General features: G+C 71.0%; 11 protein-coding genes. 2 read left to right on the top strand and 9 right to left on the bottom strand.

Annotated elements, in window-relative coordinates:
* Window positions 1-333 precede the first annotated feature (333 nt).
* Window positions 334-783 (top strand): ATP-binding protein, encoded by a 450-nt coding sequence (locus CP978_RS25920; RefSeq protein WP_043444764.1) that lies wholly within the window; start codon window positions 334-336, stop codon window positions 781-783.
* Here CP978_RS25920 and CP978_RS25915 read toward each other — a convergent pair.
* The 9 genes from CP978_RS25915 to CP978_RS25875 form a co-directional block, all read right to left on the bottom strand.
* Window positions 743-2,197, bottom strand: coding sequence for an amino acid permease (locus CP978_RS25915; protein WP_043444762.1), 1,455 nt, complete (start codon window positions 2,195-2,197; stop codon window positions 743-745). The genes CP978_RS25920 and CP978_RS25915 overlap by 41 nt on opposite strands.
* Window positions 2,198-2,340: 143 nt before the next feature.
* The gene (gene argF, locus CP978_RS25910) at window positions 2,341-3,366 is read right to left on the bottom strand and encodes an ornithine carbamoyltransferase (protein ID WP_043444760.1); all 1,026 of its coding nucleotides are present in this window, start codon (window positions 3,364-3,366) and stop codon (window positions 2,341-2,343) included.
* A 105-nt stretch (window positions 3,367-3,471) separates the two neighbouring features.
* The gene (locus CP978_RS25905) at window positions 3,472-4,710 is read right to left on the bottom strand and encodes an arginine deiminase (protein WP_043444758.1); all 1,239 of its coding nucleotides are present in this window, start codon (window positions 4,708-4,710) and stop codon (window positions 3,472-3,474) included.
* A gap of 309 nt (window positions 4,711-5,019) precedes the next feature.
* Complete coding sequence (locus CP978_RS25900; protein WP_043444756.1) at window positions 5,020-7,557, bottom strand: polynucleotide kinase-phosphatase; 2,538 nt, start codon at window positions 7,555-7,557, stop codon at window positions 5,020-5,022.
* Window positions 7,554-9,014 carry a 3' terminal RNA ribose 2'-O-methyltransferase Hen1 gene (locus tag CP978_RS25895; RefSeq protein ID WP_043444754.1) on the bottom strand — a complete coding sequence of 487 codons (1,461 nt, stop codon included), beginning with the start codon at window positions 9,012-9,014 and terminating at the stop codon, window positions 7,554-7,556. The genes CP978_RS25900 and CP978_RS25895 overlap by 4 nt, the downstream gene beginning before the upstream one ends.
* Before the next feature lie 216 nt (window positions 9,015-9,230).
* The gene (locus CP978_RS25890; RefSeq protein WP_043444752.1) at window positions 9,231-10,154 is read right to left on the bottom strand and encodes an LLM class F420-dependent oxidoreductase; all 924 of its coding nucleotides are present in this window, start codon (window positions 10,152-10,154) and stop codon (window positions 9,231-9,233) included.
* A gap of 80 nt (window positions 10,155-10,234) precedes the next feature.
* The gene (locus CP978_RS25885; protein ID WP_043449497.1) at window positions 10,235-10,711 is read right to left on the bottom strand and encodes a DUF6099 family protein; all 477 of its coding nucleotides are present in this window, start codon (window positions 10,709-10,711) and stop codon (window positions 10,235-10,237) included.
* A 216-nt stretch (window positions 10,712-10,927) separates the two neighbouring features.
* A complete protein-coding gene (locus CP978_RS25880) occupies window positions 10,928-11,284 on the bottom strand; it encodes a nucleotide pyrophosphohydrolase (protein ID WP_052454623.1) in 357 nt (118 codons plus the stop codon).
* Between the two features lie 148 nt (window positions 11,285-11,432).
* Window positions 11,433-11,822, bottom strand: coding sequence for a cell division protein SepF (locus tag CP978_RS25875; RefSeq protein WP_043444749.1), 390 nt, complete (start codon window positions 11,820-11,822; stop codon window positions 11,433-11,435).
* 365 nt (window positions 11,823-12,187) lie between these two features.
* Between CP978_RS25875 and CP978_RS25870 the strand changes: the two genes are divergently transcribed.
* Complete coding sequence (locus CP978_RS25870) at window positions 12,188-13,852, top strand: membrane protein (protein ID WP_043444747.1); 1,665 nt, start codon at window positions 12,188-12,190, stop codon at window positions 13,850-13,852.
* Window positions 13,853-13,857: the final 5 nt, after the last annotated feature.

Raw genomic sequence — 13,857 nt, 5'->3', positions numbered from 1 at the left:
TCGGACGGGGGCGACGGTCGGCGGTGCCGCTGCGATTGAAGTTATCACCTATCTGTGACTGTCGTCACGAGTACGCGATAGAGTGCGGGTGCGTACGCCCCGCAGGGGCGCGCCGGTGGCGGGGGCTGGACGCGCCGGGGGCGGCGGCCCGCAGGCATGTCACACCTCGTCGACGGACCGGTAACGACAGGCACCGGAGCGGGGGCGGGGGCGCCGTCCGGGGTAGGCAACCGGGTGCCGGGGCCGACGGAGTTCCCGGGGGAAGCCCGCCGACGGCCCCGAAGAGGGCGGGCCGTACCATGCCTCTTGTTTGAAAGCAGGACGACCTGCGCCATGAACGGACACACCGTGTACGAACCATCCATCCCCGCCTCCTGGCGCGTCGCGCTGCCGCACACCTCCGCGGCCGTGCCCGTGGCGCGTGCGCTGGTCCGTACGGCGCTGGCGGAGCTGGATCACGCGGCGGACTGCGACACCGCGGAGCTGCTCACCGCGGAGCTGGTCGCCAACGCCGTGGAGCACGCCACGGGCGAGGGTCCGATAGAGCTGGTGGTCGAGCTGGCGCCGACGGGCTGCAAGGTCGAGGTGCACGACCCCGACCCGGCACCGCCCGGCCGGCTGACCCAGCCGGGTATGCGGGCCCCCGACCCCTGGCAGGAACACGGGCGGGGCCTGCTGCTGATCCGCAGTCTCAGTTCGTCCTGCGGTCACCGCCTCACCGCGTCCGGCAAGGCGGTGTGGTTCAGACTGCCCGTGCTTCCACGGCAGTGGCGTCCGGTGTGACGGCGTCGTTCACCAGCCGGGAGTTCCGCCGCCCGTAGGCCGCGTACACCAGGCAGCCGATCGTCAGGAACGCCGCGAACTGCACCCAGGTCGTCCAGCCCGTCTCGTACATCAGATAACTGCAGAAGCCGACACCCAGCAGCGGCACCACCGGATAGAGCGGCACCCGGAAGCTGCGGGCGAGTCCCGGCTCACGGCGGCGCAGGGCGATCACCGCGATATTGACCACGGCCATTGTGGCGAGGGTGCCGATGGTGCACAGGTTGACGACCGCGTCCAGCGAGGAGAAGGCCGCCGGGACGGCGAAGACGACCGCGGTGATCAGGGTGCCGGTGACCGGGGTGGAGGTCTTCGGCGAGACCCGTTCGAAGACCCGCGGGATGAGGCCGTCGCGGGACATCGACATCAGGATGCGGGTCTGGCCGTACATCACCGCGAGCACCACCGAGGCGATGGCGACGACCGCGCCGAAGGCGATCACCCCACCCCCGACCGCGGAACCGGTGACCCGGTCCACGACATGGGAGAGGGCCGCGGACCGGCCGCCCACCTCGGCGCCGCCGACGGCGCCGATGGCGGCGATCGCGACCGTGCAGTACAGCAGCGTGACCAGTCCGATGCAGACGAGGATCGCGATCGGGATGTTGCGGCGGGGGTTCTTGGCCTCCTCGCCGGCGGTGGTGATCGCGTCGAAGCCGATGTAGGAGAAGAAGGCCGCCGTGGTGCCGGCACCGATGCCACCGAGCCCGGCCGGGGCGAACGGAGTGAGCCTGCCGTGCCGGAAGGCGGTGAAGGCGATGGCGCAGAAGGCGACGAGGACGGCGAGCTTGAGCACGGCCATGGCGGCGGTGGCCCGGGCGCTCTCCCGGACCCCCCGCACCAGAAGCAGGGAGGCCAGGGCGATGACGATCACGGCGGGCAGGTTGATCACCCCGCCGTCGCCGGGTCCGGCGGACAGCTCGGCGGGCAGCTGCAGGCCGAGGAGATAGCGCAGCAGCTCGTTGACGTACTGGCTCCAGCCGACCGCGACCGCCGACACGGACACGCCGTACTCCAGGAGCAGACACCAGCCGACCAGGAAGGCCACGCGCTCGCCGAGGCCCGCATAGGCGAAGGAGTACGAGGATCCGGAGACCGGGATCGCACCACCCAGCTCGGCGAAGGCGAACGCGGTGAGGACGCAGGTGAGCGCCGCCAGCACGAAGGAGACCACGACGGCGGGCCCGGCCTGGGCGACCGAGTCGGACAGGCCGACGAAGATACCGGTGCCGACGATGGCTCCGACACCGAAGCAGATCAGCTGGAAGAGGCCCATATGGCGTCTGAGGCCGTGGCCCTCGAGATCGCCGCCGGACTGGGCGACGAGCAGCTGGGGGGACTTGATCCGGAAGGGATTGGCGGTACTGCCGGGCATACGGGTGGTGCTCTCTCGATGGTGCGGGTGCGACGGTGGGGTGCCCCTGGTCAGGGGCGGTGGGGGTGTCGCGCGACGGGCCGCGGAAGGGGTGGTACCGGGCCCGCCGGTGGTCGTGACGGAGGTTCCCGACCGGCGCCCGGTCAGGAAGGGCGGGCCGGTCGGGCGAGGGTGGCGACGAGGACGGCCTTGATCGTGTGCATCCGGTTCTCCGCCTCGTCGAAGACGACGGAGTGCTCGGACTCGAACACCTCGTCGGTGACCTCCAGTTCGGTCAGGCCATGGCGCCGGTGGATCTCGCGGCCGACGTGCGTGCCGAGGTCGTGGAAAGCCGGCAGGCAGTGCAGGAACTTCACGTTGTCGTTGCCGGTGGCGCGCAGCACGTCCATGGTCACGGCGTAGGGGCCGAGCAGCTCTATGCGCTCGTCCCAGACCTCCTTGGGCTCCCCCATGGACACCCAGACGTCGGTGGCGACGAAGTCCGCGCCATGGACGCCCTTCTTCACGTCCTCGGTGAGCGTGACACGGGCCCCGGAGGCACCGGCGAGATGCTGGGCGAGCTCGACGATGGTGTCGTCCGGCCAGAGCACCCGGGGCGCGACGATACGGACGTCCATGCCGAGCAGGGCGCCGGTGACCAGGTAGGAGTTGCCCATGTTGTAGCGGGCGTCGCCCAGGTAGGCGAAGGCCGTCCCGGTCAGCGGCTTGTCGCTGTGCTCGGTCATCGTGAGCACATCGGCGAGCATCTGGGTGGGGTGCCACTCGTCGGTGAGCCCGTTGTAGACGGGCACCCCGGCGTGGGCGGCCAGTTCCTCGACGACGCCCTGACCGTGCCCGCGGTACTCGATGGCGTCGAACATCCGGCCGAGTACACGGGCGGTGTCCTTGACCGACTCCTTGTGCCCGATCTGTGAGCCCACGGGGTCCAGATAGGTGGTGTGCGCGCCCTGGTCGGCGGCGGCGACCTCGAAGGCGCAGCGCGTGCGGGTCGAGGTCTTCTCGAAGACCAGGGCGATGTTCCGGCCCGTGAGATACCGCGTCTCGGCCCCGGCCTTCTTGGCCGCCTTCAGCTCGGCCGCCAGCTCGATCAGCGAACGGAACTCCTCGGCGGAGAAGTCCAGCTCCTTGAGGAAGTGGCGTCCGGCGAGGGCGGTCGGAACTGTCGCCATGGGGCGCTCCAGAGTACGAGAACAGAAGGCGAACATAGGGACGAATGAAAGTCTATACGATCCTCCACATTTCTATACGGCACCCTGTCCGGAGGGCGCGGCACCTCACCCGGAGAGCACCGGGATCGCGTCCCGCTCCACCGGGCAGCTCATGCACCGGGGCCCGCCCCTCCCCCGCCCCAGCTCGCTCCCAGGGATCTCGATGACCTCGATCCCCTGTCTCCGCAGATGGGTGTTGGTGGTGGCGTTGCGTTCATAGGCGATCACCACACCGGGCTCGACCGCGAGGACGTTGCATCCGTCGTCCCACTGCTCCCGCTCGGCCGCGTGCACATCCTGGGTGGCGGTGAGCACACGGATCTCGCTGAGGCCGAGCGCCGCGGCGATCGCCCGGTGCATATGCTCCGGCGGATGGTCGGTGACCTTCAGCTCCTTGTCGCCCGACCCGGGCTCGATGGTGTACGAGCGGAGCATGCCGAGCCCCGCGTACTGGGTGAAGGTGTCACCGTCGACCATGGTCATCACGGTGTCGAGGTGCATCAGGGCGCGCCGCTTGGGCATGTCGAGCGCCACGATGGTCCGCGCCGAGCCGGCCGCGAAGAGCTTGTGGGCGAGCATCTCCACGGCCTGGGGGGTGGTCCGCTCGCTCATCCCGATCAGCACCGCACCGCTGCCGATGACCAGCACATCACCGCCTTCGATGGTGGACGGATAGTCCGACTGCCCCTCGGACCAGACCTGGAAGTCCTCGTCCCGGAACAGCGGGTGGTGCCGGTAGATCGCCTCGAAGTGGACGGTCTCGCGCTGCCGCGCGGGCCAGCGCATGGCGTTGATGGAGACGCCGTCGTAGATCCAGGCGGAGGTGTCGCGGGTGAAGAGGTGGTTGGGGAGGGGCCGCAGCAGGAAGTCGTCGAGCTCCATCGCATGGAACCGCACGGAGGTCGGCTCGGGATGGGCGTCCAGGAACTCCCGCTTGGTCATGCCGCCGACCAGGGCCTCGGCCAGCTCGGGCGAGGGCAGCGCCTCGAAGGCGGCACGGAGGTGATCGGTGGCGAGCGGCCCGTACTCCTTCTCGTCGAAGACCCGGCCCAGGACCAGGGACCGGGCGGCCGCGATCTCCAGCGCCTCGGTCAGCAGATCGCCGAAGAGATGGACGACGACCCCGCGGTCGCGCAGCACATCGGCGAACCCGTCGTGCTCCGCGCGCGCCCGGCGCACCCACAGCACATCGTCGAAGAGCAGGGCGTCCTTGTTGCTGGGGGTGAGCCTTTTCAGTTCGAGATCCGGCCGGTGCAGGATGACGCGGCGCAGGCGGCCGACCTCGGAGTCGACATGGAATCCCATGCCTCCATCCTGACCATTCGGACGCACCTTCACCCTTCGATCGCCCTGACCCGTACGGATCCGACCGTCCGCGCCCCGCCCGGTCCGCGCCCGGGCCCCGCCGGTGACGGGGCGCGGACGGTCCGGACGCAGGTCCCACGGACCGCAGGACCGCGAGTCCACGGGACCGCGGGACCGCAGGACCGGCGGGTCCACGGGTCCACGGGTCCACGGGGGGGGGCACGTCCCGCCGGTCCGCTGGAGGGCCACGGCCCGCCGGTCCGCGGTGCGGGGCCGGATTCCCCGCACCCGCACCGCGGACCGCTCCCCTCACAGCCGGGGGTCCACCGGCTCCGACTCCAGGGCCAGGACCGCGAAGACCGCCTCGTGGACCCGCCACAGGGGTTCGCCCTCCGCCAGGCGGTCCAGGGCTTCCAGGCCGAGGGCGTACTCGCGCAGGGCCAGCGAGCGCTTGTGGTTCAGGAACCTCCCGCGGAGCCGGGCGAGGTTCTCCGGTCGGGTGTACTCGGGGCCGTAGATGATCCTCAGATACTCACGGCCACGGCACTTGATGCCGGGCTGCACCAGGCGGTCCCGCCCGTCGCGCCGCATCGCGCCGACCGGCTTGACCACCATGCCCTCGCCGCCGCGCCCGGTCAGCTCCAGCCACCAGTCGATCCCGGCCCGCACCGACTCCGGGTCCCCGGTGTCGACGAACAGGCGTTCCGTCGAGCGCAGCAGCCCGGAGGTGTCGTGCGCGACCAGCCGGTCGATCAGGGCGAGCTGCTCGTCATGGGGGACGGCGGCGAGGCTGCGGCCCCGTGCGGCAAGGATCTGGAAGGGGGCCAGACGCACCCCGTCCAGACCGTCCGTGGTCCAGCAGTAGCGGCGGTAGGCGTCGGTGAACGCCGCCGCGTCGGCCGCCCGTTCACGCTGGCGTGCCAGCAGGGGGGCCACCTCGACGCCCCGCGCCGCCGCGCCCTCCAGTGCGGCGAGCGCCCCCGGGAACGCCGCCCCGGACGCCGCTCCGACCGCCGCGTACTGGGTGCGCAGCAGTCCGGTGGACTTCAGCGACCAGGGCATCAGCTCGGCGTCCAGCAGCAGCCAGTCGGTGTCCAGCTCCTCCCACAGGCCCGCGGCGCCGATCGCCGACCGCACCCGGCCGAGGACCTCCTCGGTCGTCGCCGGGTCGTCGAAGAAGGGGCGGCCGGTGCGGGTGTACAGGGCTCCGGCCGGGCCGTCGACCCCGAAACGGTCGCGTGCCGCGTCCGTGTCCCGGCACACCAGGGCCACCGCCCGCGAGCCCATGTGCTTCTCCTCGCACACGACCCGGGTGACCCCGTCCTGCCGGTACTGCGCGAAGGCCTCGAAGGGGTGCTCCAGATAGCCGTCGACGCCCGAGGTGGCCGTCGGCGCCATGGTCGGCGGCAGATACGGCAGCAGCCGCGGGTCCACCGCGAAACGGCTCATGACCTCCAGGGCCGCCGCGGCGTTCTCCTCGCGCACCGAGATCCGGCCCGCGTGCCGGGTCTCCACCACCCGGCGGCCGTGGACGTCAGAGAGTGCCGGCGGACGGCAGTCGTGACCGCCGGGCGCCTCGTCGGCCAGCGGCTTGAGCGGCTCGTACCAGACCCGCTCGGCCGGTACGTCGACCAGTTCCCGCTCCGGCCAGCGCAGCGCGGTCAGCCGGCCGCCGAAGACCGCGCCGGTGTCCAGGCAGATGGTGTTGTTGAGCCAGCCGGCCTTCGGCACCGGGGTGTGCCCGTACACCACCGCCGCCCGGCCCCGGTACTCCTCCGCCCACGGATAGCGCACCGGCAGGCCGAACTCGTCGGTCTCCCCCGTGGTCTCGCCGTACAGCGCGTGCGAGCGGACCCGGCCCGAGGTGCGGCCGTGGTACTTCTCCGGCAGTCCTGCGTGGCAGACGACCAGACTGCCGCCGTCGAGGACGTAGTGGCTGACCAGCCCGTCGATGAACTCCCGTACCCGCTGCCGGAACTCCTCGCTCTCGCCCTCCATCTGCGCGATGGTCTCGGCGAGCCCATGGGTGTGCTGCACCTTGCGGCCGCGCAGATGACGGCCGTACTTGTTCTCGTGGTTGCCGGGCACGCAGAGCGCGTCCCCGGACGCCACCATGGACATCACCCGGCGCAGCACCCCGGGGCTGTCCGGGCCGCGGTCCACCAGGTCGCCGACGAAGACGGCGGTACGGCCCTCCGGGTGCGTCCCGTCGACGTATCCGAGCTTGCCCAGCAGCACCTCCAGCTCGGCCGAGCAGCCATGGACGTCGCCGATGATGTCGAAGGGGCCGGTGAGGTGGGTCAGGTCGTTGTAGCGCTTCTCGGTGGCGACGGTCGCGCTCTCGGTCTCCTCCACCCCGCGCAGAACGTGCACCTTGCGGAAGCCCTCCCGCTCCAGGTGCCTGAGGGAGCGGCGCAGTTCACGGGTGTGGCGCTGGATCACCCGGCGCGGCATGCCGGCCCGGTCGGCGCGTTCCGCGTTGCGTGCGGCGCACACCTCCTCCGGTATGTCGAGCACGATCGCGATGGGCAGTACGTCGTGCTGCCTGGCCAGGTCGATCAGCTGACGGCGCGCGTCCTGCTGCACGCTGGTGGCGTCGACGACGGTTCGGCGGCCGGCCGCCAGGCGTTTGCCGGCGATGTAGTGCAGGACGTCGAAGGCGTCCCGGGTGGCGCTCTGGTCGTTCTCGTCGTCGCTGACCAGGCCCCGGCAGAAGTCCGAGGAGATGATCTCTGTGGGCTTGAAGTGCTGGCGGGCGAAGGTGGACTTGCCGGATCCCGACGCACCGATCAGCACCACGAGGCTGAGGTCGGTGACGGGCAGGGTGCGTCCCTCGGTCTCGGTCATGCGGCCTTCTCCTCCTTCACTATGCGGGTGAACACGGCCATCTGGGTGGGCGGCCCCACCTCGGGGTCGTCGGGGCCCACGGGGGTGAACTCGACGGTGTAGCGGTACCGTTCGGCCACCTGGCCCGCCCAGGAGCGGAACTCCTCGCGCGTCCACTCGAAGCGGTGGTCGCCGTGGCGGGTGTGTCCGGCCGGGAGGGTCTCCCAGCGGACGTTGTACTCGACGTTCGGCGTCGTCACGAGCACCGTGCGGGGTCGTGCAGCGCCGAACACCGCATACTCCAGGGCGGGCAGGCGGGGCAGGTCGAGATGCTCGACGACCTCGCTGAGCACGGCGGCGTCATAGCCCTCGAGCCGCTGGTCGGTGTAGGTGAGCGAGCTCTGGAGGAGGGTGACGCGTGCGGCCTGCCGCTCGCCCATGCGGTCCAGTTTCAGCCGTCGGGAGGCGATGCCGAGCGCGCGCATCGACACATCCACACCGACGATCTCCGTGAACCGGGGGTCCTTGAGCAGTTCCTGCACCAACTGGCCCTGTCCGCAGCCGAGGTCCAGGACCCGGGCGGCGGCGGCACTGCCGAGCGCCGTGAGGATCGCCGCCCGGCGTCGCACGGCGAGCGGGGTGGGCTTCTCCTCCGTGGCGGTCTCCTCCTCGACCGCGTTGTCGATCTCCTCGACCTCGCTGTCGTCCGCCTCGGCCAGCCGGACCAGTTCGAGCCGCTCCGTCGCCTGCCGGGTCAGGGACCAGCGGCGGGAGAGATAGCGGCTGGTGATCAGCGTCTGCTCCGGGTGGCCGGCGAGCCAGCCCTCACCGGCCCGCAGCAGCTTGTCGACCTCGTCCGAGGACACCCAGTAGTGCTTGGCGTCGTCGAGGACGGGGAGCAGGACATAGAGGTGGCGCAGGGCCTCGGCCAGCGTCAGCGCGGTGGACTCCAGGACCAGGCGGAGATACCGCGAGTCGCCCCACTCGGGGAACTCGGTGTCCAGCGGCACCGGTTCGGCGGTCACCGTCCAGCCGAGCGGCTCGAACAGCCGGCCTACCAGGCCGGGACCGCCCCGGGCGGGCAGCGCGGGCACCTCGATGCGCAGCGGCAGCGGCTGCCGGGCACGCTCGGGCCTGGCCCGGCACACTCCGCGTATCGCGCTGGAGAACACACCGCTCAGCGCCACGGCCAGCAGGGAGGAGGCGGCGTAGGGGCGGTCGTTGACATAGCGTCCGAGTGCCGCGTCGGGAGCTCCGCCCCGGGCCTTGCCCTTGCCGCGCCGGACCAGTGCCACCGCATCGACCTCCAGGAGCAGCGCCGCCGTGCAGCGCTCGGCATCCGCCTCGGGGTAGAAGACATGCGCGATGCCGTGGGAAGTGCTGAACTCCTGCGCGCGGCCGGGATGCTTGTGCAGCAGAAAGCCCAGGTCGGTGGCAGGGTTCTTCTCGTCGCCTGTGGTGGAGATCGTCAGAAACACACGCCTGAGTATCAACGGGCCGGCCCCCGCGTGGCCATGGAGTTTTCGCACCGCACCCCGGTCCCCTCGCCCCCCTCCTCTGCGCAGGGTGCAGGCATCCGTGCAGGGCGCAGGTGCCCGCTCCGGCCGCGTCCCGGTAGGTTCCCGCGGAACCGCGGAACCGCAGAACTGTAGAACCGCGGGAACGGGGCGACGCGGGACGCGGCCGTGCAGGGATCAGGACAGCTGGGACTGGACCTGAGAAGAGATCAGCTCCAGGTGGTCCAGGTCCTGGAGATCGAGGATCTGGAGGTAGAAACGGCTGGAACCGGCCTCCGCGTACCTGCCGATCTTGTCCACGACCTCGGCCGGGGAGCCGGCCAGGCCGTTCTCCTTCAGCTCGTCGACCTCACGGCCGATCACGGCCGCGCGACGGGCCACCTCCTGGTCGTCCCTGCCGACGCAGACCACCAGCGCGTTGGAGTACGTCAGGGCGTCCGCACTCCGCCCGGCCTCCTCGGCGGCGGCACGGACCCGGCCGATCTGACGCTCGCTGTCCTCGATCGACGCGAACGGCACATTGAACTCGTCGGCGTACTGCGCGGCCAGCCGCGGGGTACGGGACGCTCCGAGACCGCCGATGAGCACCGGGACCTTGGCCTGGGCGGGCTTGGGCAGGGCCGGCGAGTCGGTGAGGTCGTAGTGCTTCCCGTGGAAGCTGAAGCTCTTGCCGGCCTCGGTCGCCCACAGTCCGGTGACGATCGCCAGCTGCTCCTCCAGGCGACCGAACTTCTCCTTCGGGAAGGGGATGCCGTATGCCTTGTGCTCCTCCTCGTACCAGCCCGCGCCCAGTCCCAGCTCGACACGGCCGCCGGACATCTGGTCCACCTGCGCGACCTCGATGGCGAGGACGCCGGGCAGACGGAAGGTGGCGGCGGTCATCAGCGTGCCGAGACGGATGCGCTTGGTCTCACGGGCGAGGCCGGCCAGGGTGATCCAGGCGTCGGTGGGGCCGGGCAGACCGTCGACATCGCCCATCTTCAGATAGTGGTCCGACCGGAAGAAGGCGTCGAAGCCGAGGTCCTCGGTGGCCTTGGCGACGGCGAGAAGGGTGTCGTAGGTCGCCCCCTGCTGGGGCTCGGTGAAGATGCGAAGGTCCATGCCTCCATCCTGCATGTTCGGGTGCCGGTCCGTCCTGTCAGCCCCACCGGTCCCGCCCTCCTCACCGGACATGGACGCCCTCAGCCCGCCGCCCGGTGCCGCTCCCGTATCTCCCCGTCCCGCGCCGCCATTCTGCGCAGCATCTCCCTGACCCGGTCCCTGGACTCGTCCGCCGCGTCTATGGCCTCCATGCACTGCCAGTAGGTGCCTTCGTCGGCCGCGGCGCTCGCCACGGCCACCAGCGCCATGCCCAACTCCACCAGCAGGGTGGCGAGATCGAGGAGGGCCCTGCGGGCATCGCCCAGGTCCGTGAGCCGGGCGGCGCGCAGATCGGCCACATCGAGCGGAGGCGTGTCCAGGACGCCGCAGCCCCGGCCCGCCAGCTCCGTCAACCCCAGTGCCTCGCCTCGTAGTTCAGGCGGTCCGGAGACCGCCAGCCGACTTCCGATCGCCTGCGCCAAGGCATATGCCTGCCATGCTTCGGTCATGATCCTCGGCCCGTCCTCGCTCCCCGCCAGGGCGCGCCTGCTCGTCACGATGAGCCGCACCGCGTCCATGCGCTGCCCCCGCTCTGTCCCGACGTACTCCCGCACGTCTGCCCGAACTCCGTTGTCCACTACCCAGAGTGAAGGCACTCGGGACGAAAAGCCAGAGGTGAGGCGAAATCTGTGGACAACCAAGGAGACTGGGACAACTCCATAACTCCGGAGAGTGACAGCGGAGGAACGGGTTCCTGTTGCCTGGCCCGGCCCCCGTGCGGGGGCGGCTCCGGCTCACTCCGCTCCCGGCACCGGAAACCTCTTCTCATTGCGGTCGATCTTCGCATCCAGCGCCGACAGCGCATCGATGCCCAGCACCTCGCACAGCTGGAGCAGATACGCGAGCACGTCCGCCACCTCGTCGGTCACCCGGTGCGCCGTGCCGGGGTCGTCCATCACCCGAGCGGACTGATCCGGCGTCAGCCACTGGAAGATCTCGACCAGTTCGGAAGCCTCCACGCTGAGCGCGGCCACCAGGTTCTTGGGCGTGTGGTACGGCTGCCAGTCGCGTGCCGCGGCGAAGTCGGCGAGCCGCCGCTGCAACCCCGCCACATCCAGGCCCTCGCGCCGTCCGGGTTCTTCTTCCGTCACGGGCACAGGTCTACCACCGCCCGTCCGTCCGCCCCCACGGCCCCCGGCACCTCGGTCACCGCGCCCGCTCTCCCCCCGAGGCACCCGCAACCCTCCGGCCATGGGGCCCCACCGGCCCGCAGCGCGCGGCAAGCCGCCCTGCCGGACCTCAGATCCCCGGAGCCTCCGCCCCCTCCATCAGGGCACGCACCTCGGTCCCCTTCGGCGTCAGCAGAAACACATTGCGGTCGACCCGGTGCATCCCGAAGGAGAGCCCGAAGACCACCCCCGTGCTGAAGTCCAGCACCCGCTTGGCGACCTCGGTCTCGGCGCCCGTCAGATCGAGCAGCACGGGCACCCCCGCCATCAGTGTCTGAGCCACCTCACGGGCGTCCGCGAACACATTGACCCGAAGCACCACCAGGCGGCGTCGCGTCTCGGTCTCGGCATAGGGCGTCGCGCGGTGGTCGACCGCGGACGGCCAGGCGTCCCGGCCACGCAGCGGAACGACCTGAGCAAGCCCCTCCCACTGTTCGTCGGTGACATCGTGGCTGTTCACCGGCCCTCCCCGCGCTGACTCGCCCTCATCGTCTGCATCGGCCAATTCTTACGCATGGTCACCCGTTCGGCCCAACTGCGACACGTACCGCGACATCCTCCACCGTGTGTGTACGGCTCTCCCGGGCGACCCGGGACGACCAGGCACCGAGCCGTCCGGTCACCGGCGGGGGAACCTGTGTGACATGCGGCGGCCCGGCCCGGAACAGCCGGAGACAGCCACCCGTACGGGTGCTTCTTACGACCCTCACACCGGACTCTTCACGTCCGGACGGGTGGCCTTCATCGGGCCCCTTTACCTTCCCTGTCGTGCAGTTGACAGAAGCAGGACCAGCGACCGTCAGCCGATCGGCGAGCCCGGCCACGATGCGGGACCAGCCGGACCGGGACGCCGCGCAGTGGCATCGCGTTCTGACGCTGCTCGCGGACATCAGCCTGTTCATCGGGACGCGCGGGGTGTGGACCTCCGCGGCCGGCCACCAGTTGACGATCGCCGCGGTCGTCTGCGTCTGCTACGCGTCGATCCTGATCACCGGTGTGCTGGCACTGGTGGTGCGCGGCACCCGGTCGCTGGCCCGCCTCGACCTCGTCGTGCTGGTGACGGCCGTCGCGCTCGTCTACTGCGCCCTGTCCGTGAAGCACGGCTTCAGCGACGAGTCGGCCCTCACCACCCAGGCGGCCCGGGAACTGCTCCACGGCCGGCCGACGTACGGGCAGCCGTGGCCCTGGCTGTTCCGGCACAACATCGCCTACACCCCGACGGTGACCGGCGGCTACGACTACACCTACGGCTATCCACCGCTGACCATGCTGCTCACCGCGCCACTGCTGTGGCTGGGCCATGGCGCGCTGCCGGCGGCCCTGGTCACCACGAGCGCGCTGGTCCTCGGCACGATCGTCATGTGGAAGCTGCTGCCGGTCCCGTGGCGTTCGGCGGCGACGCTGGTGTGTCTGGGCTTCGGCCTGGTCCCGACGTACGCCCGGCTCGGCTATCCGGCGGTCGTCGCACTGGCCTTCCTGGTCCCGGTGGTGGTGCGCTGGACCCGCATGGGCACCGGCGGCCGGGCCGACTGGGCGCGCGCGGCCTGTCTGGGCGCCGCCTGCGCCTCCCAGCAACTGCCGTGGTTCCTTACGCCGTTCCTGATCGCCGGGGTCTATGCGCTGCGCCGCGGCGAGCTGGGGCCGCGCGGCGCCGCTGCGGCCGTGGCACGCATCGCCGGTACGGCCGCCGCCACCTGGCTGTTGATCAACGCGTACTTCGTGGTGAGCGAGCCGCGCACCTGGCTCTCGGGCATCGCGCTGCCGCTCACCCAGGGGGCCGTCCTCCACGGCCAGGGCCTGGTCGACATCTCCCTGTACTTCACCGACGGCAGCGACCGCGTGGTCTGGTACTCCCATGCGGGAATGCTGCTCACGGCGGGCCTGCTGGCGGTGTTCGTCCTGTTCGTGCGCCGGCTGGGTCCGGCCGCGACGGTGCTGCCCTGGTGCGCCTTCTTCCTCGCGACCCGCTCTCAGGACGGCTACTACCTGCTGATGACGCCGCTGTGGCTGGCCGCCGCCGTCACCGTGCCGCCCGGAGCTTTCGCCACCGCCTGGCAGCCCCGGTTGCCGCAGGGACGACGGGGCTTCCGTACGGCGGTGGCGGCGGCCCTGCTGGCCCCGTCGCTGGCGGCCGTGACCCTGGCGGCGACCGGGGGACCGCCACTGCGCATGAAGGCCACCGCGGCCTCCCGGACGGCCCTCACGGTCAGGACGCTCACGGTACGGGTCCACAACACCGGCGACGCGGACCTCCAACCGCACTTCATGGTGACCACCGGTCAAGGCATGAGCCGCTACTGGAAGGTGCTCGCCGGACCCTCGTCGGTCGCCGGCCATGCGAGGGCCACCTATCTGCTCCAGTCACCCGACGGGCGGCTCGTCCTCCCCGGGAAGGGCGCCCGCATCCGGGTGCGTGCCTTCACCGCGTCCCCCATGACCCTGTCGAGCCAGGACGTCCCACTGGAACGCGAGCCGGCACCCGCGCCATGACCGCC

It is taken from the genome of Streptomyces nodosus, assembly GCF_008704995.1.
GTDB lineage: Bacteria > Actinomycetota > Actinomycetes > Streptomycetales > Streptomycetaceae > Streptomyces > Streptomyces nodosus.
Note: the sequence above shows the minus strand (reverse complement) of the source record. Positions and strands in the feature narration are given on the sequence as shown.

Bases quoted from the DNA above. Each gene is read 5' to 3' on its own strand.
- CP978_RS25900 (WP_043444756.1), bottom strand. From the start codon at position 7,557: ATGACCGAGACCGAGGGACGCACCCTGCCCGTCACCGACCTCAGCCTC.
- argF (WP_043444760.1), bottom strand. From the start codon at position 3,366: ATGGCGACAGTTCCGACCGCCCTCGCCGGACGCCACTTCCTCAAGGAG.
- CP978_RS25885 (WP_043449497.1), bottom strand. From the start codon at position 10,711: ATGGACGCGGTGCGGCTCATCGTGACGAGCAGGCGCGCCCTGGCGGGG.
- CP978_RS25890 (WP_043444752.1), bottom strand. From the start codon at position 10,154: ATGGACCTTCGCATCTTCACCGAGCCCCAGCAGGGGGCGACCTACGAC.
- CP978_RS25905 (WP_043444758.1), bottom strand. From the start codon at position 4,710: ATGGGATTCCATGTCGACTCCGAGGTCGGCCGCCTGCGCCGCGTCATC.
- CP978_RS25915 (WP_043444762.1), bottom strand. From the start codon at position 2,197: ATGCCCGGCAGTACCGCCAATCCCTTCCGGATCAAGTCCCCCCAGCTG.
- CP978_RS25870 (WP_043444747.1), top strand. From the start codon at position 12,188: ATGCGGGACCAGCCGGACCGGGACGCCGCGCAGTGGCATCGCGTTCTG.
- CP978_RS25920 (WP_043444764.1), top strand. From the start codon at position 334: ATGAACGGACACACCGTGTACGAACCATCCATCCCCGCCTCCTGGCGC.